General features: G+C 68.1%; 31 protein-coding genes. 7 read left to right on the forward strand and 24 right to left on the reverse strand.

All coding sequences use genetic code 11. The annotated features are described in order from the left end of the window. Positions 1-611: GntR family transcriptional regulator (locus tag DIE22_RS32475; protein WP_124606982.1), on the reverse strand; the 611-nt coding region annotated here is incomplete at its 3' end. Positions 612-737: 126 nt separating this feature from the next. Between DIE22_RS32475 and DIE22_RS32480 the strand changes: the two genes are divergently transcribed. Further along, a complete protein-coding gene (locus DIE22_RS32480) occupies positions 738-1,625 on the forward strand; it encodes a DMT family transporter (RefSeq protein WP_124499277.1) in 888 nt (295 codons plus the stop codon). A gap of 65 nt (positions 1,626-1,690) precedes the next feature. Here DIE22_RS32480 and DIE22_RS32485 read toward each other — a convergent pair whose 3' ends face one another. From DIE22_RS32485 to DIE22_RS32520, 8 genes are all read right to left on the reverse strand, one after another. Beyond that, complete coding sequence (locus DIE22_RS32485; RefSeq protein ID WP_124499276.1) at positions 1,691-2,308, reverse strand: hypothetical protein; 618 nt, start codon at positions 2,306-2,308, stop codon at positions 1,691-1,693. Positions 2,309-2,378: 70 nt separating this feature from the next. Next, complete coding sequence (locus tag DIE22_RS32490; protein WP_124499275.1) at positions 2,379-2,996, reverse strand: hypothetical protein; 618 nt, start codon at positions 2,994-2,996, stop codon at positions 2,379-2,381. 112 nt (positions 2,997-3,108) lie between these two features. After that, a complete protein-coding gene (locus DIE22_RS32495) occupies positions 3,109-3,729 on the reverse strand; it encodes a hypothetical protein (protein WP_124499274.1) in 621 nt (206 codons plus the stop codon). Further along, a complete protein-coding gene (locus DIE22_RS32500; protein ID WP_124499273.1) occupies positions 3,726-4,268 on the reverse strand; it encodes a hypothetical protein in 543 nt (180 codons plus the stop codon). The genes DIE22_RS32495 and DIE22_RS32500 overlap by 4 nt, the downstream gene beginning before the upstream one ends. A 55-nt stretch (positions 4,269-4,323) precedes the next feature. Continuing rightward, positions 4,324-5,451 carry a poly(3-hydroxybutyrate) depolymerase gene (locus DIE22_RS32505; protein WP_124499272.1) on the reverse strand — a complete coding sequence of 376 codons (1,128 nt, stop codon included), beginning with the start codon at positions 5,449-5,451 and terminating at the stop codon, positions 4,324-4,326. 167 nt (positions 5,452-5,618) lie between these two features. After that, complete coding sequence (locus tag DIE22_RS32510) at positions 5,619-6,065, reverse strand: lysozyme (protein ID WP_124499271.1); 447 nt, start codon at positions 6,063-6,065, stop codon at positions 5,619-5,621. Continuing rightward, a complete protein-coding gene (locus tag DIE22_RS39040) occupies positions 6,049-6,915 on the reverse strand; it encodes a DUF2589 domain-containing protein (protein WP_260426816.1) in 867 nt (288 codons plus the stop codon). Before DIE22_RS39040 ends, DIE22_RS32510 begins: the two co-directional genes overlap by 17 nt. A gap of 15 nt (positions 6,916-6,930) precedes the next feature. Continuing rightward, entirely contained in the window at positions 6,931-7,623 is a 693-nt protein-coding gene (locus DIE22_RS32520; protein ID WP_124499270.1) for a DUF2589 domain-containing protein, read from the reverse strand. A gap of 281 nt (positions 7,624-7,904) precedes the next feature. Here DIE22_RS32520 and DIE22_RS32525 point away from each other — a divergent pair, with 281 nt between their 5' ends. Further along, entirely contained in the window at positions 7,905-8,588 is a 684-nt protein-coding gene (locus DIE22_RS32525) for a helix-turn-helix transcriptional regulator (protein ID WP_124499269.1), read from the forward strand. 50 nt (positions 8,589-8,638) lie between these two features. Here DIE22_RS32525 and DIE22_RS32530 read toward each other — a convergent pair whose 3' ends face one another. From DIE22_RS32530 to lysA, 9 genes are all read right to left on the reverse strand, one after another. Then, complete coding sequence (locus DIE22_RS32530) at positions 8,639-9,703, reverse strand: hypothetical protein (RefSeq protein WP_124499268.1); 1,065 nt, start codon at positions 9,701-9,703, stop codon at positions 8,639-8,641. 1 nt (position 9,704) lies between these two features. Next, positions 9,705-10,079, reverse strand: a complete 375-nt coding sequence (locus DIE22_RS32535) for a hypothetical protein (RefSeq protein ID WP_185640742.1) — start codon at positions 10,077-10,079, stop codon at positions 9,705-9,707. Between the two features lie 468 nt (positions 10,080-10,547). Then, entirely contained in the window at positions 10,548-10,892 is a 345-nt protein-coding gene (locus DIE22_RS32540) for a DUF3088 domain-containing protein (RefSeq protein ID WP_124606983.1), read from the reverse strand. A gap of 79 nt (positions 10,893-10,971) precedes the next feature. Continuing rightward, entirely contained in the window at positions 10,972-12,159 is a 1,188-nt protein-coding gene (gene metC, locus DIE22_RS32545; protein WP_124499266.1) for a cystathionine beta-lyase, read from the reverse strand. 49 nt (positions 12,160-12,208) lie between these two features. Beyond that, positions 12,209-12,934 carry an amino acid ABC transporter ATP-binding protein gene (locus tag DIE22_RS32550; RefSeq protein ID WP_124499265.1) on the reverse strand — a complete coding sequence of 242 codons (726 nt, stop codon included), beginning with the start codon at positions 12,932-12,934 and terminating at the stop codon, positions 12,209-12,211. A gap of 44 nt (positions 12,935-12,978) precedes the next feature. Beyond that, positions 12,979-13,638, reverse strand: a complete 660-nt coding sequence (locus DIE22_RS32555) for an amino acid ABC transporter permease (RefSeq protein ID WP_124499264.1) — start codon at positions 13,636-13,638, stop codon at positions 12,979-12,981. A gap of 84 nt (positions 13,639-13,722) precedes the next feature. Next, complete coding sequence (locus DIE22_RS32560) at positions 13,723-14,523, reverse strand: transporter substrate-binding domain-containing protein (RefSeq protein ID WP_124499263.1); 801 nt, start codon at positions 14,521-14,523, stop codon at positions 13,723-13,725. Positions 14,524-14,683: 160 nt separating this feature from the next. Continuing rightward, a complete protein-coding gene (locus DIE22_RS32565) occupies positions 14,684-15,031 on the reverse strand; it encodes a hypothetical protein (RefSeq protein WP_124499262.1) in 348 nt (115 codons plus the stop codon). Positions 15,032-15,093: 62 nt separating this feature from the next. Continuing rightward, positions 15,094-16,332: a diaminopimelate decarboxylase gene (gene lysA, locus DIE22_RS32570; protein ID WP_124606984.1), complete on the reverse strand. Its 1,239-nt coding sequence runs from the start codon at positions 16,330-16,332 to the stop codon at positions 15,094-15,096. A 109-nt stretch (positions 16,333-16,441) separates the two neighbouring features. Between lysA and DIE22_RS32575 the strand changes: the two genes are divergently transcribed. Further along, complete coding sequence (locus DIE22_RS32575; protein ID WP_124499260.1) at positions 16,442-17,356, forward strand: LysR family transcriptional regulator; 915 nt, start codon at positions 16,442-16,444, stop codon at positions 17,354-17,356. A gap of 75 nt (positions 17,357-17,431) precedes the next feature. Further along, positions 17,432-18,031 carry a GNAT family N-acetyltransferase gene (locus DIE22_RS32580; protein ID WP_124499259.1) on the forward strand — a complete coding sequence of 200 codons (600 nt, stop codon included), beginning with the start codon at positions 17,432-17,434 and terminating at the stop codon, positions 18,029-18,031. Positions 18,032-18,140: 109 nt separating this feature from the next. Here DIE22_RS32580 and DIE22_RS32585 read toward each other — a convergent pair whose 3' ends face one another. From DIE22_RS32585 to DIE22_RS32600, 4 genes are all read right to left on the reverse strand, one after another. Beyond that, positions 18,141-18,713 carry a DUF4142 domain-containing protein gene (locus DIE22_RS32585; RefSeq protein ID WP_124499258.1) on the reverse strand — a complete coding sequence of 191 codons (573 nt, stop codon included), beginning with the start codon at positions 18,711-18,713 and terminating at the stop codon, positions 18,141-18,143. A 396-nt stretch (positions 18,714-19,109) separates the two neighbouring features. Next, positions 19,110-19,733: an HAD hydrolase-like protein gene (locus DIE22_RS32590; RefSeq protein WP_124606985.1), complete on the reverse strand. Its 624-nt coding sequence runs from the start codon at positions 19,731-19,733 to the stop codon at positions 19,110-19,112. 28 nt (positions 19,734-19,761) lie between these two features. Further along, on the reverse strand, positions 19,762-20,028 hold the full coding sequence (locus tag DIE22_RS32595; RefSeq protein ID WP_124499256.1) for a Txe/YoeB family addiction module toxin: 267 nt from the start codon (positions 20,026-20,028) through the stop codon (positions 19,762-19,764). Next, on the reverse strand, positions 20,025-20,285 hold the full coding sequence (locus tag DIE22_RS32600; protein ID WP_059526792.1) for a type II toxin-antitoxin system Phd/YefM family antitoxin: 261 nt from the start codon (positions 20,283-20,285) through the stop codon (positions 20,025-20,027). Before DIE22_RS32600 ends, DIE22_RS32595 begins: the two co-directional genes overlap by 4 nt. Before the next feature lie 153 nt (positions 20,286-20,438). Between DIE22_RS32600 and DIE22_RS32605 the strand changes: the two genes are divergently transcribed. Both DIE22_RS32605 and DIE22_RS32610 read left to right on the forward strand, forming a co-directional pair. Next, entirely contained in the window at positions 20,439-20,882 is a 444-nt protein-coding gene (locus tag DIE22_RS32605) for a GNAT family N-acetyltransferase (RefSeq protein ID WP_124606986.1), read from the forward strand. A gap of 65 nt (positions 20,883-20,947) precedes the next feature. After that, on the forward strand, positions 20,948-21,166 hold the full coding sequence (locus DIE22_RS32610) for a DUF1653 domain-containing protein (protein WP_006751720.1): 219 nt from the start codon (positions 20,948-20,950) through the stop codon (positions 21,164-21,166). Positions 21,167-21,207: 41 nt separating this feature from the next. Here the strand turns inward: DIE22_RS32610 and atpC are convergent, their stop codons facing one another. Together atpC and atpG are read right to left on the reverse strand one after the other, a co-directional pair. Next, complete coding sequence (atpC, locus tag DIE22_RS32615; RefSeq protein WP_124606987.1) at positions 21,208-21,669, reverse strand: ATP synthase F1 subunit epsilon; 462 nt, start codon at positions 21,667-21,669, stop codon at positions 21,208-21,210. An 11-nt stretch (positions 21,670-21,680) separates the two neighbouring features. Continuing rightward, positions 21,681-22,550 (reverse strand): ATP synthase F1 subunit gamma, encoded by an 870-nt coding sequence (gene atpG / locus DIE22_RS32620; RefSeq protein WP_124499253.1) that lies wholly within the window; start codon positions 22,548-22,550, stop codon positions 21,681-21,683. Between the two features lie 462 nt (positions 22,551-23,012). On the opposite strand from atpG, the gene DIE22_RS32625 reads away from it, so the two are divergent. Then, positions 23,013-24,071: an alpha/beta fold hydrolase gene (locus tag DIE22_RS32625; protein ID WP_260426818.1), complete on the forward strand. Its 1,059-nt coding sequence runs from the start codon at positions 23,013-23,015 to the stop codon at positions 24,069-24,071. Positions 24,072-24,157: the final 86 nt, after the last annotated feature.

Consider the following 24,157-nt stretch of genomic DNA (forward strand, 5'->3'; position numbering starts at 1 on the left):
GTGTCGCCCGGCTCCAGCAGCAGCCGGCACACGAGATCGAGCGCATGCGTACCGCCGTCGGTCAGCATGATCTGCGTGGGCTCCGCATGGACGCCGTGCTGCGCGAGCCGCCACGCGAGCTGCTGGCGCAACGCGGGCAGCCCGAGCGGCGTCGCGTAGTCGGTCAGCGCGTCGGGTTCGTCGCGCGACACCGCGCGCAGCGCGCGGCGCAGGCTCTCGTCCGGCAGCCATGACGACGGCAGCCAGCCGCAGCCGGGCTTCACGGAGCTCGGCGCGGCTTCGAGCGACTGGCGCGACAGCCACAGCGGATCGAGTTCGCGATCGAGGCGCGGGCCGAGCTCGGCGAGTGCAAGCGGCGGTGCGTGGCCGGACACGTAGAAGCCCGAGCCGCGCCGCGCGACGAGCACGCCTTCGCTCGCGAGCCGCTCGTAGGCGTCGACGACGGTCGATTTCGATACGTGCAGCGCGTCGGCCATCATCCGGATCGACGGCACGCGTGCGCCGGGCATCAGCGCGCGGCTCGCGATCCGCGCGTGCAGCGTGTCCATCACGGTTTCCACGCGCGTGCGCGAGGGCGCGGGCGGAGCAGGGTTCGGCACGGAGCGGTTCATGACGAGAAGGAACTGTACGGTCAGTTGTCCAGTACAGTTTGTCGGAATTGTATTGGGCTGTAGCTTACGCGCTTTTCGCGGGCGGCGGATCATCGGTCATCCACCTTTTTCCGAACAGGAACTACCGTGCAAAAGACGACCGACGGATGGCTCAGCGGCCTGCTGGGCGTGATCATCTTCAGCGGCTCGCTGCCGGCGACACGCGTCGCGGTGCAGGGGCTCGACCCGCTGTTCCTCACGTTCGCGCGCGCGACGATCGCCGGCGTGCTCGGCCTGATCCTGCTCGTCGCGCTGAAGCAGAAACGGCCGACGCGTGCCGAGACCGCATCGCTTGTCGTCGTCGCGCTCGGGGTCGTGGTCGGTTTTCCGTTGCTGACCGCGCTCGCCCTCAAGCACGTGACGTCCGCGCATGCGATCGTGTTCGTCGGGCTGCTGCCGCTCGCGACCGCGCTGTTCGGCGTGTGGCGCGGCGGCGAACGGCCGCGGCTGCCGTTCTGGATTTTCTCGCTGGTCGGCAGCGGTGCGGTGGCCGCGTTCGCGCTGCGCAACGGCGGCAGCGCGTCGGTGGTGGGCGATGCGCTGATGCTGGCCGCGATCGTCGCGTGCGGGCTCGGCTATGCGGAAGGCGCACGCCTGTCGCGCCAGCTCGGCGGCTGGCAAGTGATCTCGTGGGCGCTCGTGCTGTCGCTGCCGGTGATGCTGCCGCTCACGGGGTTCACGTGGCCCGCGACGTTCGACGGCGTCGACGCCGCCGCGCTGTGGGGGCTCGCGTACGTGTCGCTGTTCAGCATGCTGATCGGCTTCGTGTTCTGGTATCGCGGCCTCGCGCTCGGCGGGATCGCGGGCGTCGGCCAGCTGCAGCTGCTGCAGCCGTTCTTCGGCTTCCTGCTCGCGGCCGGACTGCTGCACGAGACGGTGCCGCCGTCGATGCTCGTGGTGACGGTCGTGGTCGTCGGATGCGTTGGAGGTGCGAAATATTTCTCGAAGATGGCGCCCGTGCAGCGGGCGGGCTGATTCACGCACCGCGGCCGCGCGACGACGCGACGGGCGCAACCCGTTCGCCGTCGCGCGTGCGCCGTTTACCCCATCACCACGTTCGCGAGCCGGAACTGGTACGCGGTCGCGGTGGTGCCGCCGCCGCCGCCGGTCATCACGATGTCGGCGCTCTTGATCCCGAGCAGCGACAGTTCGGTGTTGATGTCGGACAGCACGGCCGAATTCATCACCGCGCCCTGTTCGATCTGCGACGCGGTGCCGATCCACAGCGTCGGCTTGAACTCGAACACGGCCTTCTGGCCCGGCACGATGCCGGTCTTGTGCGCGAGCAGCCGGTTGTCCTTGAAGACCGACGCGGTGATCGCCCCCTGGCTCAGGTCGTTGCGCAGCTGGATCTCGCGCGACGTCGGCGCCGGGCCGGCCAGCGCGAGCACGTTGCCCGACGTCGCGCGCGACACGTTGAAGACCTGGCCGTTGTCCGCGCGCTTTTGCGGCATGTAGTTGCCGTCGGCATCGCTCGCGGAGACGGTCGTCAGCAACGGGAACACGAACGGATGGTTGTCGCCGCGTCCGCAGTTGGTGATGACCTTCCACGCGATCGCGAGCTCGTCGAAGTCCGTCGACACGTTCTTCTGGAAGATTACGACCTGGCTGTTGTTGACGTCGTTCGACAGGTTGACGAAGTTGAGATTGATGTCCATGAGTCACCTTGATTCGATTCGGATAACTGATTGAAAGAGCGCCGGCGATGCGTCGCCGGCGCGCGGACCGTTACGCCATCACCACGTTTTCCAGCCGGAACGTGAACGGCAGCGAGCGCGGGCCCGGGCCGCCGCCGGTCATCACGATGTCGGCGCTCGCGATGCCGAGCAGCGACAGTTCCGTATTGATGTCGGAGATCACCGCGGAATTCATCAGCGCGCCCTGTTCGATCTGCGACGCGACGCCGATCCAGATCGTCGGCTTGAACTGGAACACGGCCTTCTGGCCGGGCGCCACGGACGTCTTGCGCGCGAGCGCGCTGCCGTCCTTGTAGATCGTCGCGTTGATCGCGCCGGCCGGCAGGTCGTTGCGCACCTGCACCTCGGCGCTCGCGCCCGGGTCGCCGCCGAGCTGCAGCACGTCGCCCGAGCTGGAGCGCACGACCTGGAACACCTGGCCGTTCGCCGCGGTCTGCTGCGGCATGTAGTTGCCCCAGCTGTCGCTCGCGCTCACGCTCATCGTCATCGGGAACTTGAACGGATGGTTGTCGCCCTGGCCGCAGTTGCGGATCACCTTCCACGCGATCGCGAGTTCGTCGAAGTCGGTCGCCACGTTCTTCTGAAAAATCACGACGCTCGAGTTGTTCGCGTCGTTCGAGCGGTTGATCAGGTTCAGTTGGATATCCACGTCGTTGCTCCTTGAGTTTGAAAAAAACGGCAGTCGGTCTGCCGCACACCTTTCCCGCCGGCCCGGCCGTGAAGCCGTGCCGTCAAGCCGGTCCAAACGGTGTCGGGCGGCGCTACGCGCGCACGATCTGCTCGAGCGCGAACGCGAACGGCTGCGCGTCGGCGCCGGTGCCGCCGCCCGTCATCACGATGTCGGCCGCGGCGATGCCCGCCAGCGGCAGCAGCGTGTTCGCGCTCGACATCACCGCCGCGTGCAGCGCACGGCTTTCCTGCACTTGCGACGCCACGCCGATCCACAGCGTCGGCGTGAAGCGGAACACGGCCTTCTGCCCGGGCGCGACCGCTTCCTTCGCCGCGATCAGCCGGCCCGCGCTGAACGCGTTGACGTTCACCGCGCCGCGCCGCATCCGGTTGACGACCTCGATGTCGCCGCCCGGCGCGTCGGCCGGATCGGGCACGAGCCGGCCGCGTCCGGTCGGCTGAGCGTCGACCACGAAGCGCACGCCTACGGGTGCCGTGATGCGCGGCGAGAAGTTGCCGTGCTCGTCGCCGAGCGCGACGTCAATGTCGGTCGAGTAGTCGAACGGATGAAAGCAGTCGCGTCCGCAATAGCGAATCACCTTCCACGCGATCGCGAATGCGTCGAGATCGGGGATCACGTCGCGCTGGAACAGCACGACCTCGCTGTTGCCGCAGTCGTTCGAGCGATTGATGAAGCGGAGCTTGATGTTCATGACATTTGCTCCTGATCGGGCGTGCTGCGTTCATCGCGCAGCGTGCGGTCTGCCCACTGCGCAAGCGCGGGCGCGACGCCGTTCGCGAGCGACGCGACGTGCAGGGCATGCGCGCGGGCCTGTGCCTGCAGGTCGCCGGCGAAGCGGCCGAGCGCCATCGCGGCATCGGCCGGACCGCGCGTGCGGCCGAGATCGTCGAGATATTGGGCGGCCGCATCGGCCATCGCGCCCGCATGCTGCAGGTGGCTTTGTGTGAAGCGCGTCGCGAGATCCGCGTTCAGCGCCGCCAGCTCCTTGACCGCGGCGGCCGAACTGCCGAGCGCGAACCGTTCGAGCTGACCGCGCCACAACGCGTCGGTCGCGGCTTGGCATGCATCCGTGTAGCGGTGGCCGGCGAGCAGCGCGGCGTGCGCGAACGCGCGCCACGCGGGGCCGCCGGGTGTGCTGCCGGTACCGGTCGTCTGCGCGGCGGCGTTGCCGAACAGCTGGAGCGCGTCGGCGTGCGCGCGTTCCCATTGGGCGATGAACGTGGAAAACATGGCGATTCCTCGTGATGAAGGCGCGATGACTGTGTGACGGCGGTTGATACGCGGATTACTGGCGCGCGGCGCCGAGGCGCTGCACCATCCGCATCACGGCAGCCATCTGCGGCGCGTCGCGGCGGTAGAAGCCGGGGTGGAGCGGATCGGTGCTCGTGTAGCCCCAGAAATCCCAGCAGCCGAGCGGATTGACGGCCGATTTCTCGACCTGCGGATAAAGCACGATCAACCGGTTCGTATCGGCGATCTCGTTGTAGCCGACGCCGCGAATCATCTTCTCGCCGACCGCCGCGACGTTCTGCACGCAGCCGTGGAATACCACGTGCACCGCGCAGGTCGCGCGCTCGCAATCGGCCGGCACGTATGCGTAGCCGGTATCGCCGAGCGACGCGCTGCGCCGCGGATCGAACGCGCGCTGGTCGAACGCGAGCAGCTTGCCGCGTGCCTGCGCGGCCGGCGGATTGAGCGGCTTGTCGGGTGTGCCGTAGATCCAGCGCACGATGTCGTGCGCCTGCTCGAAGCCGCAGTTGTCGATATACGGGCTCGTGTTCGCACTGCACGCGTTGTCCTCGGGGCGGTTCGTGATGAACGCATGTCCGGCGTCCGGCGATTCGCGGTACTGGAGGTTCGCGGCCGGGACCTGCGCGAGCGTGTAGAAGCGTGCGGTCTGGTCGACGACGCGCGTCGACACCACCGTGTCCTTCGCGCCGCTGAACACGTAGATGCGCTGTCCGCGCAGGCCGGCCGGATCGTCGATCTCGCCGCGCTGCGCGAACGTGCGCGCGGCGCGCCACGCATCGGCCGCGGATGGCGCGGGGCCGATCGGCTGCATGCACAGCGTGGTCGCGGCCACCGCCGGTGGAATCAACTCGTTCACGCCCGCGCAATAGAACGGGCCGCCCGCGACGATGCCCGCGCCGATCAGCCGGCTCGAGAACGCGACGTCGAACTGCGCGGCCATGAAGCCGCCGGACGATAGCCCCGACACCGACGTGCGCTGCAGGTCGGCCGCATAGGCGGGCAACGGATCGGCGGTGGCGGCGATGGCGGCGTGCGGCGCGATCGTCGCCGCGGCGGCAACCGCGGCAACGGCGACGCAGGCCGCGCCCAGCGCGCGGCGCAGCGTGTGCGAGACGGCGGAGCGGGGCGGCTTCGAGCGGCCGGGCGAGCGAGTGACGTTCATGCTGGACTCCTATCGTGACGAGTGACGAGTGACGAATGGTTGGAACGGATCAGGTGCGGCAAGACTTCAGCGACGGTTTCAGCTTACTGGCAGCCGACGACACACGAAATGGCGCGAACGGCATGCGCGGCGACCCGTGACGTTCGGCCGGTGCGGCGTCACGGCGCTCACGACAGAAACAGCGCGCGCTCGGCCCGGCGGCGCTTCGTGAGCCCCGCGAGGGGCTTGCCGCCGGCCTTGTTCCACACGAGGAACTGGTCGGCCGCGTGCGTGCTCGCGCCGGCGTTCAGGTAGCGCAGCAGCGTGGACGAGCGCAGCCGTCCCGCGCCGAGATTGAAGACGAACGACATCAGCGCATCGAACTGCTGCTGCGTGACCGGCACGCGCAGCAGCTTGCGCAGGTTCAGCTCGGCACCGCGCAGGTCGCGCCGCAGCAGCGCCTCCGCTTCGGCCGGCGTGAGCGCTCGCGTGAAGCGCTCGTTCGGCAGGATCAGGTGCCCGTAGCCGATCGTCGGCTTGCCGACCGCGTCGAGATAGCGCGCGAGCCGCAGCCCCTCGAACTGCTTGATCAGCGCGATGCCCTGCGCACCGGTGCGTTCAGGCTGGTTCGCCATCGTCGTTCTCCTTGCTGCCCGGCCGTGCGCGCGGCACCAGGCGATGCGTGTATTCGTCGATCACGCGCATGATCGCTTCGGGCGGCGCGAGCGCCGCGAACTGCATCTCGATGTCGATGTGCTCGGTGTCGCGCCGTTGCGCGCCGTCCTGCGTGCCGCTGTTCCTGGAGCGCGGCGCGAACGTCACGTAGAAGCGGCCGCGCTGGTCGTCGCCCGCGATGCCGCCGGCCGGCAGCGCCTCGGTGAAGTCGCCGCGCACCGTCAGGTGCACGATCATCCGGTCGAGCGCGAGCCCGCGCGGGGTGGCCAGCGCGACGAGCGGCACCGGCATCGCGTGCTCGGCGTCGAGCGCGACCGTGACCTCGCGCGGCGCGAGGAGGCCGTCGTCGCGCCGGTCGAAGAACTGGTCGAGCACGGCCGTGTACTGATGCGCGAGTAGCTGGTTCGCTGCCGCGGCCGCGTGCTGCATCCCGCGTGCGATTTCGTCGAGCGCGATGCCGCGCGGCGGCGGGCGCCCGTCGTCGGCCGGCGCGCCGGGCGGCGCGGGCGGGGGCGGCGGCGGGGGCGGTGAAGCACCGTCGGCCGGCGCACCGTTCGTGCCGGGAACGGGCGTGGCAGGGGCGCCGGCAGCATCGGCCGGTGCGCCGCACGCCGGATCGGCGGTGGCTGCCGACGCCGGCGCGGCGGCGCCCGGGCCGGCCGCATCGCCAGCACTGCCCGCGCCACCCGGCGCGGCGCCTGCCGCCGGCGCGACCGGCCCGTCCGGTTCCGGCAGGGTGCCGCCGCCCGTGCGCGTTATCGCGTCGTCGCGTCCGCTCGCCCGGCGCGATCGTCTGAAGAGCCTGAACATGGCCGGCCCGCGCGCTTATGCGTGCTCGGCCTGCTGCGCGCCCGCGCCCGACCCCGCCCCGGCGGGCGCGCTGGCATTGCCGCCCGACGCGTCGCCGACCAGCTTGCCGTCGGTCGGCGTCGCCGGCAGCGGCTTCACGTCCTTCGCGCGGCCTTCGGTGACGACCGGCTTGGTCGCTGCTTCGGTCAGGAAGTCGATCACGCGCATCAGCGCCTCGGGCGGTGCCTGGCGCTTCACCTGCGTGTGGATCGAGTATTTCGCACGGGTGTCGGTGCTGCGCGTCTGCTCCGACTTGTGCGACACGCGCCCCGACAGGCTGACGCTGATAGGGCCCCAGCCGAGCTTCGCCTGGAATTCGCCGCCGGCTTCCGTCGACGACGACGACTTCTCCGATTGCGTGATCTCCATCTCGAAGTCGATCGTGCCTTCCTCGATCGCGATGATCGGGTGGACGATCGCCGCGAGCAGCGGGATGCGCATCGTCTTCTGCACGACGCCTTTCGACACGCCGCTTTCGTCCACCAGCGTCTCGTCGTAGTCGAACTGGACGGCCACGGCCTTGCCGCCCTGGATGCAGACCTGCATCAGGAAATCCGCATAGCTCTTCGCGGCCTGCGTCTGCGCGCTGATCATCGCTTTTAACGGGCCGGCGATCATTTGGTCCATGGGTAAAGCGTTAATCACTGAGCCGATGAAATTCGCGTCCATGAATAAACTCCTTCTGCGTGTGGGAGACAGCGGAAATTCGCTGTCTTTATTCAAGTTAGGAAATTGACGGCGTTTACAAAATATGACGTCCGTCATGACCGGCGGCCTGGGCCGCCGCGAGCAGGCCGGCGGCATGCGCGCAGCCCGGGATGGACCGATTAGGCCATTCGTCACGGAGCAACGGGCCTAGTGCGCGGCAAGGAAAAGAGCGGTAAAAAAAACGCCGGGTAGGGAAGCAAAAAGACCTAAACCGAGCATCCCGATTTCGAGGAAACCGCGCAATGAACGTTATGATGATCGATAGCCCGCCGTTATTCGTCGCGGGCGTGGCGGACGTACTGTGTAAACGCGATGTCAACTGGCACGTATGGTCGGCCCGCTGTCCCGAGGACGTATTGCGCTTGCGCGACGCGTTGTTGCCCGAGACGGTCGAGGCAATCACGATCGAATGCGACGAGCACGCCGCACGGCCGAGCTGGCCGAGCGTGCTGCACGAGACGTTCGCCGGCGCACCGTGGCTGTGCGTGGTGGCCGCCGTGTGCCGCCGTACGATTGCCGATGCGCTGCTGGCGGGGGCGGCCGGCATCATCGACCGGCACGCGAGCGCCGACGAATTCGCGGATGCGCTCGGCCGGGTCGCGGCCGGCGCGATCTACGTGCCGCCCAACGACGGCGGCGCGACGCAGGGCCGCCCGGGCGGCGTGCCGCCCGGCGACGAGCGCGCGTTCGAGCGCCTCACGCCGCGCCAGCGCGAGGTGCTGAGGCTGCTGGCCGAAGGCAAGTCGAACAAGCAGATCTGCCGCGTGCTGAACGTCGCGGAAGGCACGATCAAGAACCATCTGTACGCGCTGTTCCGCCAGATCGGCGTGAGCAACCGGACGGAGGCGGCGCTGTGGCTCGCACGCCACGTGCCGTCCGATTCAGCCGGCTTCCCGTTTGCGCCGGCCTGCCATGCACCGGGCTGATGCGTGTGACGGGCGTGCCGGCCGGGCCGGCCCGCCAGCGCGGCGGCGCGCTACTGCCGGGGCGCGTCGGGCGGGAACGGATCGTCCGCGCCCGAGGGGACGGGATGGGCCGCGAGCATCGCGCGCGTGAACTCGGCAAGGCGCGCACGGACGACGTCGGCGGACGCCGCGCCGTCGAGCGATTGCTGCAGGTCGAGCAGGCTCGCCGCCAGTTCGCCCTGCCATTGCGCGCGTTCGCCGGCAGCGCGGGCGCGATTCGCGGCAAGCGCCGCGCCGACGTCGGCCGAGCGATCGCCCTGCACGAGCGTCTCGAGCGTTTCGACGAGCCGCTGCAGCACGCGGTGCACGGCCGTCGCCGAGAAGCCGCCGAGCATCGCGAGCGCCGGCCGCCCGAAGCTGTGCATGCTGCCCTGCGCGAACAGCTGCGCCGGCAGCATCTCGACGAGGATCAGGCCGGCGATCACGCCGAGGATCAGCCGCGCGCCGTACGATGCGTCGTACTTCGGATCGTAGGTCGACGCGGCGACGTAGTGGTGCGCCTGGAACAGCGTCGCGAACGAGGCGCCGAGGCCCGCGCAGCACAGCAGGAACGTCGTGTTCCACAGCAGCTGCATGCCGTTGGATTGCAGGAAGCCGCGCTCGATGTTCTCGCCCGACACTTGCGGCGACAGGCTCGTCAGCACGACCGCGAGCAGGAAGCCGAGCGCCGAGCCGGTCAGCAGCCGGATCAGCGGCACCGGGCCGAGCCACGCGAACGGGTGCGCCTGGCGCCGGTGCATGTCGAGCAGGGCCACCGCTTGCGGCGTCGCGGGCGCGACGAGCGTCGCGAGCTTGCGGTGGATCGCCGCGAGCGCGTGCTGCTGCGCGGGCGTCAGCGGCGTGGCGGTCGATGCGCCGGCCGTCGGGCTGGCCGTGGGGCTGGCCGAACCTGCAGCCGCGATCAACGCCGCGAGCCGCGCGACGAGTTCGGGCTCGATCGGCAGCCCGTGATGGAGCGCATAGCGCGCCATCGCCTCGCATTCGTCGCACAGCTGCGCGGCGAGATCGTCCGGCGCGCGTGGCGGCGCCGGCATCGCCTGCCGCGCGCGCCAGCGTCCGAAGCGCGGGGCGCCCATGTCACGGTGCACCGTCCGCGCCCGGCACGTCCACGTCCAATGCGTGGATCGCGACGCGTTCGCGATCCGCGCTCGACAGGTGGCGCTCGCACGGCGCTTCGGCGACGCGCTGCCAGCGCGTTCGCGTGCGGTCGACCGCGAACACGACGACTTCCCTCCGGCTGCGGCCGTCGTTGTGCGCGATGTATTGCAGCGAGTCGGGCACGTCGAATGCGCGATCGGTCGGATTCACGCCGTACGACAGTACGAAGTCGAGCGTGTCCGGCGACGCGTCGACGGCTTGCCGCGTCGCGCGCGTGCCGTTGCGGCGGGTCGCGTCGCGGAGCGCCGCGAGATCGTCCTGGTCGTCACTGCCGGTGGTGAGTCGAAGTTGCACGATGTCCCCTCGTGTCGATAACCCGGCGTCGCTCGGCCGTCGAGACGGCGCGCGGGTCGAAGCGGACGCGCAGCCGTGTGGCCACTGTGCGCGGCGCGCGGCGGGTGAACAATGCGGCGGAAGTCATGGCCGGGGGCGTGACCGAACACCCGGGAAGCAGGCGCCGGATCCGGTCGACGCAGGCGGCGCAGGGTGTGCGGCGGCGTCACGCGACGCGCATGCGTCATGCGACTGCGCATGAACGCTCGGCAACTTCGACGGCGCGCTTCATGTGTCCATCGAACAGCGCGCCTGCGCCGCGCCGAAAGGCACAACGGCCAGGCTTGCCGGCAGCGGCAAGCCTGGCCGTTGGCGTTGCTGGCGCCGAACGCGTGTTGCGCGAATGTGTCGAGCGCGAGCAATGCGCCGATTGCCTGCCGGCGGCGAATCAGCCGCGGTGTGCTTATGCGGCGTGCTTACGCGGCGTGCTTACGCGGCGTGCGCGACGCCGTATTGCGAGGACAGATAGCGCTGGATGTCGGCCGGCGAATCGATGAAGCGCCGGCCGTCGTGTTCGCGGATCCTGACCGCGTCATCCTTCGGCGCCGGCCCGTCGCCGAGCACGAGCACCGGCGCCGACTGGTTGCCCTCGCCGATCAGCGCGACGATCGGCTGGCGCGGCCGCGGTGCGTCGATGTACTCGACCGCGACGGCGTCGCGCAGCTGCGGATAGAAGCTCAGCAGCCCTTCGACGGCAACCGAGTCGCCGCAGTAGAATGGACCTTCGGAGTCCTTGAAAAACCCCGGGCGGAGAATGAACAGCGTGTCTTTCATGATGGCCTCGCTATCAGTGGGTGGTCTGGGTGGTCGAACGTTGAAGAAAAAGGGTGGTGCGGGGTGAGGCTGCCCTATCTCAGGCTTCCGCGAGCGCGGCCGCGGCGGCGCGCATTCTCGCGAACCCGGCGTCGAGGTCGGCGATCATGTCGTCCGGATGCTCGAGCCCCGCGTGAATGCGCAGCAGCGGGCCGGCCGCCTGCCATTGCGTCGCGGTCCGGTGGCGCGACGGATTCGACGGGATGATCAGGCTTTCGAAGCCGCCCCAGCTGTAGCCCATGCCGAAGCACGTCATGCCGTCGAGCAGCGCGCGCACCGCATCGTCGGGCTGCGGATGCAGCACCAGGCCGAACAATCCGCACGCGCCGGTGAAATCGCGCTGCCACAGCGCATGGCCGGCATCGCCCGGCCGCGCCGGATACAGGATCTGCGCGACTTCCGGCTGCCGCGCGAGCCATTCGGTCAGCACGTGCGCGTTGCGCTGGTGGCGCTCGAGGCGCACCGACAACGTGCGCAGGCCGCGCAGCGCGAGGTACGCATCGTCGCCGCTGACAGTCATCCCGAGTTGCCGGTAGCAGCGCGTGACCTTCTGCGCGAGCGCTTCGGTCGTCAGGATCACGCCCATCAGCACGTCGGAGTGTCCGGCGATGTATTTGGTCGCAGCGTGAATCGACACGTCGACGCCGTGCGAGAACGAGCGGAAATTCAGCGGCGTGCCCCACGTGTTGTCGAGCAGCACGAGCGCGCCGTGCTGGTGCGCGACGCGGCAGATCGCGGGGATGTCCTGCACCTCGAAGGTCAGCGAGCCCGGCGATTCGGTAAAGACCACGCGCGTGTTCGGCCGCATCAGCGACGCGATGCCGGCGCCGATCGACGGATCGTAGTACGTCGTCTCGATGCCGAGCCGCGCGAGCGTCTCGTCGCAGAACGAGCGGGTCGGGTCGTACACCGAGTCGGCCATCAGCAGATGATCGCCGGGATTCAGCACCGCGAGCAGCGCGGTCGTGATCGCGCTGAGCCCGCTCGGCGTGAGCAGCGCGGCGTGCGCACCTTCGAGGCGCGCGAGCGCCTTCTCGAGCGCCCGCGTGGTCGGGCTGCCGTGGCGCCCGTACGCGAGCGGCGTGCCGCGCACCGCGTCGAGCGCGTCGGTGCCGTGAAAGAGCAGCGTCGACTGGCGATACACGGGCGGGTTCACCGGCGAGCCGGGCTGGCCGTGCGAGCGGCCTTCGTGAGCGAGCAGGGTGTCGGTCGAATGCAGGTGGTTCAAGATGTCGTCCTTTGAAAGTCGGTGAAATGGGAGCGAGGCCGTCGCGCGGTCAATGCAGGATCTTGTCGAGGAAGTCGCGCGCGCGTTCGGAGCGCGGCGCGGCGAAGAACGCATCGCTCGCCGCATCCTCGACCACCGCGCCCTGGTCCATGAAGATCACCCGATGCGCGACCTTCCTCGCGAAGCCCATCTCGTGCGTGACGCACACCATCGTCATGCCGTCGCGCGCGAGCTCGACCATCACGTCGAGCACTTCGTTGATCATCTCGGGGTCGAGCGCGGAAGTCGGTTCGTCGAACAGCATCGCGACCGGGTTCATCGAAAGCGCGCGCGCGATCGCGACGCGTTGCTGCTGCCCGCCGGACAACTGCCCCGGATACTTATGCGCGTGCGCCTTCAGGCCGACGCGATCGAGCAGCTTCATCGCGCTCTCGATCGCTTCGTCCTTGCGGCGGCCGAGCACCTTGACCTGCGCGAGCGTCAGGTTGTCGGTGATCGACAGATGCGGGAACAGCTCGAAATGCTGGAACACCATGCCGACCCGCGCGCGCAGTTGCGCGAGTTTCGCGGCGGGATCGCCGAGCCGCATCCCGTCGACGACGATGCTGCCTTTCTGGAACGGCTCGAGACCGTTGATCGTCTTGATCAGCGTCGACTTGCCGGAGCCGGACGGCCCGCAGACGACGACCACTTCGCCTTTCGATACCGCCGCGCTGCATGCCGAAAGGACCTGATGCTTGCCATACCACTTCGAGACGTTGTCGAGCGTAATCATGGGTTGTCCGCGGGTGAGGTTCGGGTTGAATGACGTGCGCATGTTCAATGCGTGGACGGCAGCGACAGGCGCGTCTCGACGCGGCCCTGCAGGCGCGTGAGCAGCGTGCTCAGCACCCAGTAGATCGCGGCGGCCGCGAGGTAGAGCGGCAGCGGCTGGAACGTCGCGGCGATCACTTCCTGCGTCGAGCGCAGCAGCTCGGTGACGGTGATCACGGACACGAGCGACGTGTCCTTGATCAGGCTGATCAGCGTGTTGCCGAGGCTCGGCACCGCGAGGCGCAGCGCCTGCGGGCAGACGATGTGGCGCAGCGTCTGCACGTGCGTGAGGCCCAGGCTGTGCGCGGCCGCCCATTGTCCGCGGCCGATGCCGAGGATCGCGCCGCGCATGCTTTCCGACAGGTACGCGCCGGCGTTGAGCGTCAGCGTGAAGATGCCGGCGGTCGTCGGATCGAGCGTGATGCCGAGATCGGGCAGCCCGTAGTAGACGACGAACATCTGCACGAGCAGCGGCGTGCCGCGCATCAGGCTGACGTAGCCCTGCGCGAGACCGGACGCGAGCCGGTTGCTGCCGATCCGCATGATCGCGACCACGAGCCCGACGACGAGGCCGAGCGCCATCGACGCCACCGCGAACTTCAGCGTGAGCAGCGCGCCCTTCACCATCACGGGCAGGGTGTGAATGACCAGATCGAATGCTTCCATCGCGTGTCTCCTGATTGTGTGTCGTGTGCCGCCGAGGGGGCGGCCGGCCCGCGCGTCGATGCGCGCGGGCGCGTGACGGCTGTGTTATTGCGCGACCGGCTTCGTCGTGTCCGCACCGAACCACTGCATCGAGATCTTCTTCAACGTGCCGTCCTGCTGCAGCGACGCGACCGCGTCGTCGATCGCCTTCGCGAACTTCGGATTGCCCTTGCGGAACGGGATGCCCATCCGGTCCTCGCCGCCGGCGAGCACGCCGCCGGCGCGTAGCGGCAGGTGCGAGTTCCTGATCAGGTAGCTCAGCATCAGGCGGTCGTTCACCGCCGCGTCGATACGGCCCGCCGCGAGGTCGCGCAGGTTCTCCGGCGTGCCCGGATAGACCTGCAGATCGATCGCGGGCACCGTCTTCACGAGATCGACATAGTTGCTGCCCATCGTCACGCCGACCTTCTTGCCCTTCAGTTCGTCGAGCGACTTGAACGCACGCGTGTCGTTCTGGCGTTGCAGCAGTTGCGCGGATGAATACACATACGGCGTGCTGAAGTCGAGCGCCTGCTGGCGCGATGACGTGATCGCCACCTGGTTGACGATCACGTCGAACTTGCCGGCCTGCAGCCCGGCGAGAATCCCGCTCCATTCGGTCGTGACGAACTGCGGCTTCACGCCGAGCCGCGCGGCGACCGCCTTCGCAACGTCGACGTCGAACCCTTCGAGCTGACCGTCGGCATTGCGGTAGTCGAACGGCGGATAGGTGCCTTCGAGCGCGATCTTCAGCACGCCGGCCTGCTTGACGGTGTCGAGCAGGTCCGCCGCGTGCGATGCCGTGGCCGCCACGCAGACGAGGACGGCGGCGAGGGTTTGCTTGAGCGTCGGGGTGAAGGGCTTCATGGTTGTCTCCGGATGTTGTCGAAACGGTGTTGTCGAAATTTTTAGGTGTACGAATCCGCGGCGACGGGCGGCGTCGCCGTGGGCGGAAAGCGGACCGCAGTGGAATGCGGCGCGGGACAGGGTGCGGCGAGAGACGGCGCGAGCCGTTTGCCGCGATGCGTTACGGCATGCGTTCGCGCACGGTGGCGTAACGGTGCGCGGCGAAGAGTTCAAGCATCGTGTTCATGGGTGCCCGTGCGGCTTGCGAGTGGGGGAGGCCGGCTGCATCGTCGATGCGGTTCCGGTGACGCAAATGCTGAACGACTGAGGGCAATCTTAGTTTTGTCAAAAAGGAAAGTGCTTCCAAAAATGCACGGACTTTCCACGCGGCGTGGAATGTTTTTCTCCGGGCATCGAACGCGGTGCAAGCGATCTGCTGCGGTTGCACGGGATGCGCAGCATCAGGTGCTACGGCGTGGTCGAGCGGTTGCTCCGAGGTCGACCGCCGAAAAGCAAAACGGCCAGGCATGCCGGTAGCGGCAAGCCTGGCCGTTGGCGTCCGGTTCGCCGGACGCGGCGCGAAGGCGCGTGTTACTCGAACGTTTCGAGCGCGAGCAGTTCGTCGATCGTCTGCCGGCGGCGGATCAGCCGCGGCGTGCCGCGATCGACGAGCACTTCCGGCGCGAGCGGCCGGCTGTTGTAGTTCGAGGACATCGAGGCGCCGTACGCGCCTGCATCGTGCAGGAACAGCAGGTCGCCGATCTGCGGTTGCGCGAGCTTGCGGTGCGTGACCACGCCGCCTGCGTCCTGCGTGAACACGTCGCCGGACTCGCACAGCGGCCCCGCGATCGCGATGTCGACGAGCGGGCGGCCCGCGGGCAGCGCGCCGTCGTGCGTGTGCACGGACACCGCGTGGTAGCTGCCGTACATCGACGGGCGCATCAGGTCGTTGAAGCCTGCGTCGATCAGCACGAAGTCGTGCTTCGGCCGGCGGTTCACGGCCTGCACTTCGGTGACGAGCGTACCGGCCTCGGCGACGAGGAAGCGGCCCGGCTCGATCTCGATGCGCACCGCGTGGCCGAGATGCCGTTCGATCCGCTTGCGCGCGGCATCCCACTGGCTGAAGTAGTGACCGACGTCGACGCGCGGTTCGCCGTCGCGATACGGGATCGACAGCCCGCCGCCGGCGGAGATGGCTTCGATGTCGTGGCCGAGCGACGTGACGAGGTCGACCATCGCGTCGCACACCTGCGACAGGTGGCCGTAGTCGACGCCCGAGCCGATATGCATGTGGATGCCGACCAGCTTCAGACCATGCTGGCGCACGATCTCGATCGCGCGCGGCACGTCGTCGATCCAGATCCCGTGCTTGCTCTGCGGGCCGCCGGTGTTGGTCTTGTTGCTGTGGCCATGGCCGAAACCGGGATTCACGCGCAGCCACACGCGATGGCCGGGCGCATGCTCGCCGACGCGCGCCAGCATGTCGAGCGAGCCGGCGTTCACGGTCACGCCGTGCTTCAGCACGGCCGCGAGCGTCGGGCGGTCGATCAGGTCGGCGGTGAACACGACGCCTTCCGGCTCGCCTGCCGGACTGAACCCGGCCGCGAGGCTGCGCTCGATCTCGCCGAGCGACACGGCGTCGACGCACGCGCCTTCGTCGCGCATCAGCTTCAGGATATGCAGGTTGGAGTTCGCCTTCTGCGCGTAGCGGATCACGTCGAACTGGCGCAGTTGGGCGATGCGGTCGCGGATGACGTCGGCGTCGTACACCCACAGCGGGGTGCCGTATTGCTGCGCGAGCGCCGCGAGCTGGCGGGAATCGAGGGACATGGCGGATGAGTCGGATCGAATGAACGGATAGCGTGAATGATGCACCCGAACGTCTATACAGTAAAATGCCTGTTTATCGAGATTCGATTCATTTCTGATATGGATTGCCATGCTCACACACCGGCACATCGAGGTCTTCCGCGCGCTGATGGTCACCGGCAGCACGACGCGTGCGGCCGAAATGCTCTATACGTCGCAGCCCACGATCAGCCGCGAGCTCGCGCGGATGGAGCAGGTGGTCGGCTTCGCGCTGTTCGAGCGCTCGCATGGCCGGCTGCGGCCGACGATGGCCGCGCTCACGCTGTTCGACGACGTGCGGCTCGCGTATGTGGGGCTCGAGCGCATCGCGGCGACGGCCGCGCGGCTGCGCGAGTTTCGCGACGGGCAGTTGTCGGTGATCGCGCTGCCGGCGTTTTCGCACGCGATCCTGCCCGGCGCCTGCCGGCGCTTTCATGACGCGCATGCGGGCGTCAGCGTGTCGGTCGCGACGCAGGAGTCGCCGGTGCTCGAAGAGTGGCTGACCGCGCAGCGCTACGATCTCGGGCTGACCGAGCACGACGTCGCGCCGGCCGGCACCGTGCTCGCGCCGCTGCTCGAAGTCGACGAGGTGTGCGTGCTGCCCGACGGCCATCCGCTGCTCGCGCAGCGCGCGATCGATCTCGCGGATCTCGCCGATCGTCCGTTCGTGAGCCTGTCGCTGAACGACCCGTACCGGATCCTGATCGACGAGGCGTTCGCGCAGCTCGGCGTCGCGCCGCGTTCGGTGGTCGAGACGCCGTCGGCCGTATCGGTGTGCGCGTTCGTGCGGCAGGGGCTCGGCGCCGCGATCGTCAATCCGCTGACCGCGCTCGATTTCGTCGGGCGCGACCTGCACGTGCGGCCGCTCACGCGCTCGTTTCCGTACCGCGTCAGCGTGATCGTGCCCGAGCACCGGCCGAAGAGCCTGCTCGTCGACGCATTCGCCGATGCGCTGCGCGGCGAAGCGAAGGCGATTCGCCAGCGGCTCGCTGCGCTACCCGGCTGATGCAGGCCGTATGATGGGCGTTTCGCCGCGCGCAGTGTCATCCTCCTTGTCACCTTCACGGAAACGGAACCGGCCATGACCGACGCTTCATCTTCTGTCGAACCACCGACCCTCACCGGCGAGCGCATCGCCCTGCGGCCGCTCGAGGCATCGGACCGGCAGGTGCTGCTGGACGCCGCGGCGGACGGTCGATTGTGGAACCTGAAGGTCACGGTCGTGCCGGGCGAAGACACGATCGACGCCTATATCGACACCGCGCTGCAAGGCCGCGCGGCCGGCACCGTGATGCCGTTCGTGATCGTCGATCGTGCGTCGGACCGCGCGATCGGCAGCACGCGTTTCTGGAAGATCGACCGCAGGAATCGCAAGCTCGAAATCGGCCATACGTGGCTGAGCAAATCGGCGCAGCGCACGCGCGCGAATACCGAAGCGAAATGGCTGCTGCTCGCGTACGCGTTCGACACGCTGCACTGCGTGCGCGTGCAGTTCACGACCGACGAGCTGAACGAGAAGTCACGCGCGGCGATTCTGCGGCTCGGCGCGAAGCAGGAAGGGATCGTGCGCCACGAACGGATCATGCCCGACGGCCGCAAGCGCAATTCGGTGCGCTTCAGCATCATCGACGACGAATGGCCGGAAGTCAGCGAACGATTGAAAGCGAAGCTCGCGACGTAACGTCGGTCGCGTATCGCGTGCGGGACGTGCGTCGCGCCGCCGGAGAGGGGGACGGCGACGCGACGGGGGGAAGCGGGGTGCCGCGCACGATGCGCGGCGGTGCATCGCGTTACTGCGCCGATGCGAGGTGATGACGCTGCGCGAGCTTCTGCGCGTCCGCGTAGTGCGCCTGCAGGATCGGCAGCGCCTGGCGTGCGACTTCCTTCAGCTTCGTGTCGCGGCCCGACGCGATTTCGGCCTGGAATGCCGAGATCGTCTTCTGCTGGCCGGCGAGCGCGACCTGCTCGATGTACGCCTTGTCGAATTCCGCACCGCGCAGGGTCTTGATGCTGTCCAGCACGGCCTTGTCGGGATCGTTGGCCGGCACGTCGACGCCGCGCGGGCTGGCCGCGCGCATCGCCTGGATGATCTTCTCATCGTCGGTCGACACGCGTTGCGCAAACGCCTTGACCTGGCTGTCCGACGTGCGCGCATCGGCGATGCGTGCGGCGTCGTGCTGCGTCGATACGGTTTTCGTGCCGTCCGTGATGAAGGTCTGGTCGGCTTCGTGGAGGCGCGTCTGCGTGGCGGCGGCCGGTGCGGACGGCGCCGGTTGCGCGGTTTGCGCGGTCGCCGTCACGGCGACGAGAAGCAGGCCAGCGGCAGACAGTGCAAGGCGCGAGATTTGGGGAAAGCGGTTCATGGGACCTCCTTTCGATCGGGGCTCTGATTAACGGACGGATCGCGTGATCCGTAGCTGTGCGAGAGAGACCGGGCGCGCCCGGGCCGGGCTCGATCGCCGCTCTGCCGCGGCGGCGTTCGAAGTGTTTCCCGGCCCGACTGATTCTAGGAGAGCGCTCCGGTAGCAGGTGCAACCGCGCTGTGGTTTGTGTAACGGTTGGTAAGACGAATCGATGTGTGTGCGCGCGGACAGGTAGTGCGTACCTGTCCGCGCATCGTGGCGGCAATTTTTGCGTGCGCGACGTGCATGCAATCGATGCGATGTGCTCGCGTGTCATCGGCGTTTCATCGTCGTGCGTGCACGGCGTCGGGTCAGGTCACGACGCGTCGAATCGAACGCGCGATGCGCACGGCACCGTCACACGCGATCGAGCAGTGCGTCGAGGCGCGGCAGCAACGGCGTCGAGCAATGTGCCTGCAACGCGCCGGGGGCCGTGTAACCCCATGCGACGCCCTGGAACGCGACGCGCGCGCGGCGTGCCGCTTCGGCATCGCGGATTTCATCGCCGACGTACAGCACGTCGGCGGGCTGCATGCCGGCTTCGCGCACGAGCGCGCGCAGCCGGCGCGCCTTGCCGAACAGTGGAATGCCGCACGCGAATGTATCGACGTGGCGGCTCGCGTGCGGGCCGAGCCGGTCGCGCACGATGTCCTCGGTGTTCGACGTTGCGATCGCGATGCGGATGCCGCGCGTGGCGAGCGCGTCGAAGGTCGCGTCGACGCCGGGGAACAGCTTCACGTGCGCGATGCGCGGCCGCATCAGCCGCCGCATGTCGATCGTCACGCGCGGCACCTTCCACATCGGCACCTCGAGCGCGCGGATGATCTCGCGCGCCGACATGCCGCGCAGCGCGGGGCGCAGCTCGGGCGTCGCGTCGCGAAAGCCGTGCAGGCGCGATGCCTCCGTCAGCGCCGCGAGAAAGCAGTCGAGCGAATCGGCGAGGGTGCCGTCGAAGTCGAATGCGATGAGTCGATAGGGCATGAGGCGATGCGGGAGGATCGGGTTGTTGCTACTCGTAGTGGTAGCGGCAGGACACGATGCTGATCTGAAGATCGTCCGCTTCGTAGACCAGACGATTCGTATCGTCGATGCGGCGCGACCAGAATCCGGACAGATTGGCCTTCAGCGGTTCGGGTTTGCCGATGCCTTCGAACGGGGTCCGTTGGGCTTCACGAATGAGCTGGTTGATGCGCTTGAGCGTCTTGCGGTCTTGCCCTTGCCAATAAACGTAGTCGTCCCACGCGTCGGAAGTAGAGAGCACGCGGCGGACGCTCATTCATCGTCCCCCGCGAGCTTGTGCTCTTTCGTCTTGCCCTTGCGCAACTGCGCGATCGAGCGCTCGAGGTGAGCGACGTTGGCCGGCGAGCGGAGCAGGTGAACTGTCTCCATCAGGCTGTCATAGTATTCCTGCGACATGATGACTGCATTCGGCGCGTCGCGACGCGTGATGAGCGTCACGTCCGCGTCGTCGACGACCTGGTCGATGACGGTCTTCAGATTGCCGCGGGCATCCGAAAAGTGAATCGTGCGCATGATTGGCCTCACTTGTACTTGAAACTGTACAAGTATGGCACGAGCGGATATCTTGTACGGTTTGCTGTACATGTCGAGTCGAACCTCGCTTGTCGCCCACTCCGCGCCGCGCTATCGTTGCTGCTCCGCCCCCGATCCGACCGGAGAGCCGACGTGCCCGCAGCCACCCCCGCCACGCTGAGATTTTCCACCGACAAGCGCGAACTCGACATCGACGTGATCTTCGATTTCCTGCATCGCGAAGCGTACTGGTCGCAGGGTATCCCGCGCGACGTCGTCGAGCGCGCGATCGAAGGCTCGCTGTGCTTCGGCGCGTATGTCGGCGACCGGCTCGTCGGGTTTGCGCGGCTCGTGACCGACCATGCGACGTTCGCGTACCTGTGCGACGTGTTCATATTGCCGGCCGAACGCGGCAAGGGCCATGGCCGCGCGCTGATCGACCACGTGTTCGCGCAGCCGATGGTGCAAGGCCTGCGCCGCATCATGCTCGTGACGACCGACGCGCACGAACTGTACCGGCCGGTCGGCTTCGGGCCGTCCGCGCATCCCGAGCGGCTGATGGAGATCCGCCGCCCCGATATCTACGCGAAACGCTGACGCGGGGCGAACCCAGGCGAGCGCATACAATACGCGCTTTCGTTTTTGCCGAAGGGAAGCAGATCATGACCGAACAGGAAGCCGAACAGCTCGCCACGCATCGTCATTACAAGGGCGGGCTGTATCGCTACATCGGCGTCGCCCGTCATTCCGAGACCGAGGAATCGGTGGTCGTATACGAGCATCTGTGGCCGCATGCGCGCGGCCTGTGGGTGCGGCCGGAAGCGATGTTCAACGAGAACCTGCCGGACGGCACCCCGCGGTTTCGCAAGCTGCGCGACTGAGCGCGCCCGCCGTACGACACGGCGTGCGCTGCCGGCTCGCCCTAGCCGGCGGCGCCCGGCGTGTCGTGCGGCGCGGACTGCTGGTGCATCGCCAGCGCGAAGAAGCGCCGGATTTCGTCCATCAACTCCGCACGCGCCGATGCGAAATCGAATGCGCGTTGGTTTTCGTGCGCGAAGCGCCGGCGCCACACGTCCGCCGCATGCCGTGCTTCGCGTGCACGCAGGTCGTCGAGTTCGGGTGTGCGCAGCGCGTGATCGGCGATCAGCGTCACGCCGTCGCGGCTGACTTCCAGCAGGCCGCCCGCGACGAGCAGGCGGCGGTGCTCGCCGCCCGGCGCGGCAACGAGCGTCACGACGCCGGGCCGCAGCCGCGTGAGCAGCTGCGCATGATGCGGGTAGATGCCGAGCTCCCCGCTTTCCCCCGGCACGACGACGAAATGTGCGTCGCCCGAATACAGCACGTCCTCCACGCTGAGGATGTCGAGCTTCATCGACGTCGGCATGTATGTCTCCTTCAAACCGCCGCCGCGCCGGCGACGATCTCGCACAGCTCGGTGGTGATCTGCGCCTGGCGCGTCTTCTGATACAGGTGCCGCAACTCGCGCAGCACGCGATCGGCATTCTCCGTCGCGGTCTGCATGCTGAACATCCGCGCGCACTGCTCGCACGCGTAATTCTCGACGACGGCCTGGTAGAGCGTCGCCTCGACGTAGCGCAGCAGCAAGGTGTCCACGGCCGGCTTCGGCGCAGGCTCATACAGATAGTCGGACGTCGCGGCGTCACCGGACGGCGCGCCGGTGGCGAGGCCGGTGATCGGCAGCACCGCGTCGATGCGCGGCGAGTACGCGAGCGGGCTCGTCAATTGGTTGTACGCGATGTGCAGCTCGTCCAGTTCGCCGTTGACGAACGCAGTGAGCGGCACGAGCAATGCGCCGAGCAGCTGCTCGAAGTGCGGCTCGGCGGCGAGGCCGCTTGCGCGGGCGGTGATGGTCGCGCCGTGGCGCATCAGCGGCGCGATACCGCGCGCGCCGATCACGCTGAGTTCGCACGCGACGCCGGCCCGGTCCCAGCGTTCGAGCGCATCCACGCATTCGACCAGCAGCCGCGTGTTGAGCGGGCCGCACAGCCCGCGATCGGTGCTGACGACGATCAGGCCGACGCGGCGCACGGGCATGCGTCGTGCCATCAGCGCGGAGACGTGGCCGGACCGGTCGCGCAGCACGCGCTCGGCCATCTCCCGGATGCGCGCCGCGTAGGGCCGGAAATCGCGCGCCCGCCGCTGCGCGCCCGCCATCTTGGTGCGGGCCATCATTTCCATCGCCTTCGTGATCTTGCGCGTGGACGAGGTACTGGTGATCTTCGAGCGGATTTCGCGGATGTGCATGGGAGGCGGGAGGCAGGTCGCCCGGTATCGCCGGTGCGCTGTGGCGACGCGATGTCGGTCGTGAGGTCGGTATCGCGCCGCGGCCATCGAACTGTCATCGCGCGATTTCATGCTATCGGGATTTCACCTGAAACGATTGACGGCGATCAAGCGATCGCGTCCGGTTACGGACCAGAATGGGTTCACCGGTCGCCGCACCGGGCGTTCGATGGCCGCTTGCCGTCAGCATCGGAAGATCGATGCACACGCATCGAAGTACGCATACGTCAAGACGGCGCTTGAGACGTGCGATTCGTCGCGGGTGCAGCGCGGACGATCGCCGTACATCCCGGCACCCGGATTTTCCCCTTCATGTTCTACGGAGCAAGGCATTCGATGAATTCGAGCGATACCGATACCACCACGCCTGCCGCGCCCGCCACGCCGTCTGCCAACGCTCCGGCGTTGCCGATCTTCTGGCCGATGGCCGCCGCCGCCGCGATGTTCCGGCTGGGCTCGGAATTCACCGCGCGCAACCTGCGCTTCGCCGCGGAGGAGGAGAAGCTGCATTGCGAACCGCATCCGGCGCTGGCGTCGCCGAACCGCGCGCTGCTGGAACTGCGCACGATGACGTTCCGCGATTATTCGGTCGCGCCGGCGCACGGGCTGCCGACGATCGTCGAAGCGCCGTATGCGGGGCATCGGGCGATGATCGCCGACTATCAGCCGGGGCAGAGCCTGATGCAGACGCTGCGCGAGCACGGCGTGACGAACGTGTACCTGACCGACTGGCGCTCGGCGACCGAGGACATGCGGGATCTCGAGATCGACCAGTACCTGGCCGAGCTGAACGTATGCGTCGACGAGCTCGGCGGGCGCGTGAATCTCGTCGGTCTGTGCCAGGGCGGGTGGATGTCCGCGATGTATGCGGCGCGTTTTCCGCACAAGGTCGCGAGCCTCGTGCTCGCGGGCGCGCCGATCGACACGGATGCGGGCGACGGCCCGATCAAGCGGATGGCGCACGCCTGTCCGACGTCGTTCTACGAGGAACTGGTGACGATGGGCGGCGGCCTGATGCGCGGGCGTTTCATGCTGCGCGGCTGGAAGAACATGCATCCCGACCAGCACTATCTCGCCGAGCACGTCGACCTGTACGAACACCTCGACGACGCAGACTACCTGCGCAAGCGCGAAGCATTCGCGAACTGGTACGAAAGTCCGATCGATCTGCCGGGCCGCTGGTATCTGCAGGCAATCGTGCAGATCTTCAAGGAGAACCGGCTCGCGAAGGGCACGTTCGTCGCGCTCGGGCGTACGCTCGACCTGAAGGCGATCACGTGCCCCGTTTATCTGCTTGCCGGCGCTGCCGACGACATCACGACGCAGGAGCAGGTGTTTGCCGCGCAGGACCTGGTGGGGACGCCCGCCTCGCAGGTGACGCGCCAGCTCGTGCCGGGCGGGCATATCGGGCTATTCATGGGATCGCGCACGCTGAAGGACGTGTGGCCGGGCATTGCCCGCTGGATTGCCGCGAAGCGGTAGCGGCTGCACGGGGGCTGACGCGCGGTGCGCCTGCGCGTCGGCGCGGCGACAACGGTGCCGGCACGAACGCTGGCGACGGGCGAGCG

Source organism: Burkholderia sp. Bp9142, assembly GCF_003853415.1.
Taxonomy (GTDB): domain Bacteria; phylum Pseudomonadota; class Gammaproteobacteria; order Burkholderiales; family Burkholderiaceae; genus Burkholderia.

Excerpts from the sequence above, each read along its gene's own strand:
- DIE22_RS32485 (WP_124499276.1), bottom strand. The coding sequence starts at position 2,308 with ATGGACATCAATCTCAACTTCGTCAACCTGTCGAACGACGTCAACAAC.
- DIE22_RS32495 (WP_124499274.1), bottom strand. The coding sequence starts at position 3,729 with ATGAACATCAAGCTCCGCTTCATCAATCGCTCGAACGACTGCGGCAAC.
- DIE22_RS32500 (WP_124499273.1), bottom strand. The coding sequence starts at position 4,268 with ATGTTTTCCACGTTCATCGCCCAATGGGAACGCGCGCACGCCGACGCG.
- DIE22_RS32505 (WP_124499272.1), bottom strand. The coding sequence starts at position 5,451 with ATGAACGTCACTCGCTCGCCCGGCCGCTCGAAGCCGCCCCGCTCCGCC.
- DIE22_RS32510 (WP_124499271.1), bottom strand. The coding sequence starts at position 6,065 with ATGGCGAACCAGCCTGAACGCACCGGTGCGCAGGGCATCGCGCTGATC.
- DIE22_RS39040 (WP_260426816.1), bottom strand. The coding sequence starts at position 6,915 with ATGTTCAGGCTCTTCAGACGATCGCGCCGGGCGAGCGGACGCGACGAC.
- DIE22_RS32520 (WP_124499270.1), bottom strand. The coding sequence starts at position 7,623 with ATGGACGCGAATTTCATCGGCTCAGTGATTAACGCTTTACCCATGGAC.
- DIE22_RS32525 (WP_124499269.1), top strand. The coding sequence starts at position 7,905 with ATGAACGTTATGATGATCGATAGCCCGCCGTTATTCGTCGCGGGCGTG.
- DIE22_RS32530 (WP_124499268.1), bottom strand. The coding sequence starts at position 9,703 with ATGGGCGCCCCGCGCTTCGGACGCTGGCGCGCGCGGCAGGCGATGCCG.
- DIE22_RS32540 (WP_124606983.1), bottom strand. The coding sequence starts at position 10,892 with ATGAAAGACACGCTGTTCATTCTCCGCCCGGGGTTTTTCAAGGACTCC.
- DIE22_RS32550 (WP_124499265.1), bottom strand. The coding sequence starts at position 12,934 with ATGATTACGCTCGACAACGTCTCGAAGTGGTATGGCAAGCATCAGGTC.
- DIE22_RS32555 (WP_124499264.1), bottom strand. The coding sequence starts at position 13,638 with ATGGAAGCATTCGATCTGGTCATTCACACCCTGCCCGTGATGGTGAAG.
- DIE22_RS32560 (WP_124499263.1), bottom strand. The coding sequence starts at position 14,523 with ATGAAGCCCTTCACCCCGACGCTCAAGCAAACCCTCGCCGCCGTCCTC.
- DIE22_RS32565 (WP_124499262.1), bottom strand. The coding sequence starts at position 15,031 with ATGCCTGGCCGTTTTGCTTTTCGGCGGTCGACCTCGGAGCAACCGCTC.
- lysA (WP_124606984.1), bottom strand. The coding sequence starts at position 16,332 with ATGTCCCTCGATTCCCGCCAGCTCGCGGCGCTCGCGCAGCAATACGGC.
- DIE22_RS32575 (WP_124499260.1), top strand. The coding sequence starts at position 16,442 with ATGCTCACACACCGGCACATCGAGGTCTTCCGCGCGCTGATGGTCACC.
- DIE22_RS32580 (WP_124499259.1), top strand. The coding sequence starts at position 17,432 with ATGACCGACGCTTCATCTTCTGTCGAACCACCGACCCTCACCGGCGAG.
- DIE22_RS32585 (WP_124499258.1), bottom strand. The coding sequence starts at position 18,713 with ATGAACCGCTTTCCCCAAATCTCGCGCCTTGCACTGTCTGCCGCTGGC.
- DIE22_RS32590 (WP_124606985.1), bottom strand. The coding sequence starts at position 19,733 with ATGCCCTATCGACTCATCGCATTCGACTTCGACGGCACCCTCGCCGAT.
- DIE22_RS32595 (WP_124499256.1), bottom strand. The coding sequence starts at position 20,028 with ATGAGCGTCCGCCGCGTGCTCTCTACTTCCGACGCGTGGGACGACTAC.
- DIE22_RS32600 (WP_059526792.1), bottom strand. The coding sequence starts at position 20,285 with ATGCGCACGATTCACTTTTCGGATGCCCGCGGCAATCTGAAGACCGTC.
- DIE22_RS32610 (WP_006751720.1), top strand. The coding sequence starts at position 20,948 with ATGACCGAACAGGAAGCCGAACAGCTCGCCACGCATCGTCATTACAAG.
- atpC (WP_124606987.1), bottom strand. The coding sequence starts at position 21,669 with ATGCCGACGTCGATGAAGCTCGACATCCTCAGCGTGGAGGACGTGCTG.
- atpG (WP_124499253.1), bottom strand. The coding sequence starts at position 22,550 with ATGCACATCCGCGAAATCCGCTCGAAGATCACCAGTACCTCGTCCACG.
- DIE22_RS32625 (WP_260426818.1), top strand. The coding sequence starts at position 23,013 with ATGGCCGCCGCCGCCGCGATGTTCCGGCTGGGCTCGGAATTCACCGCG.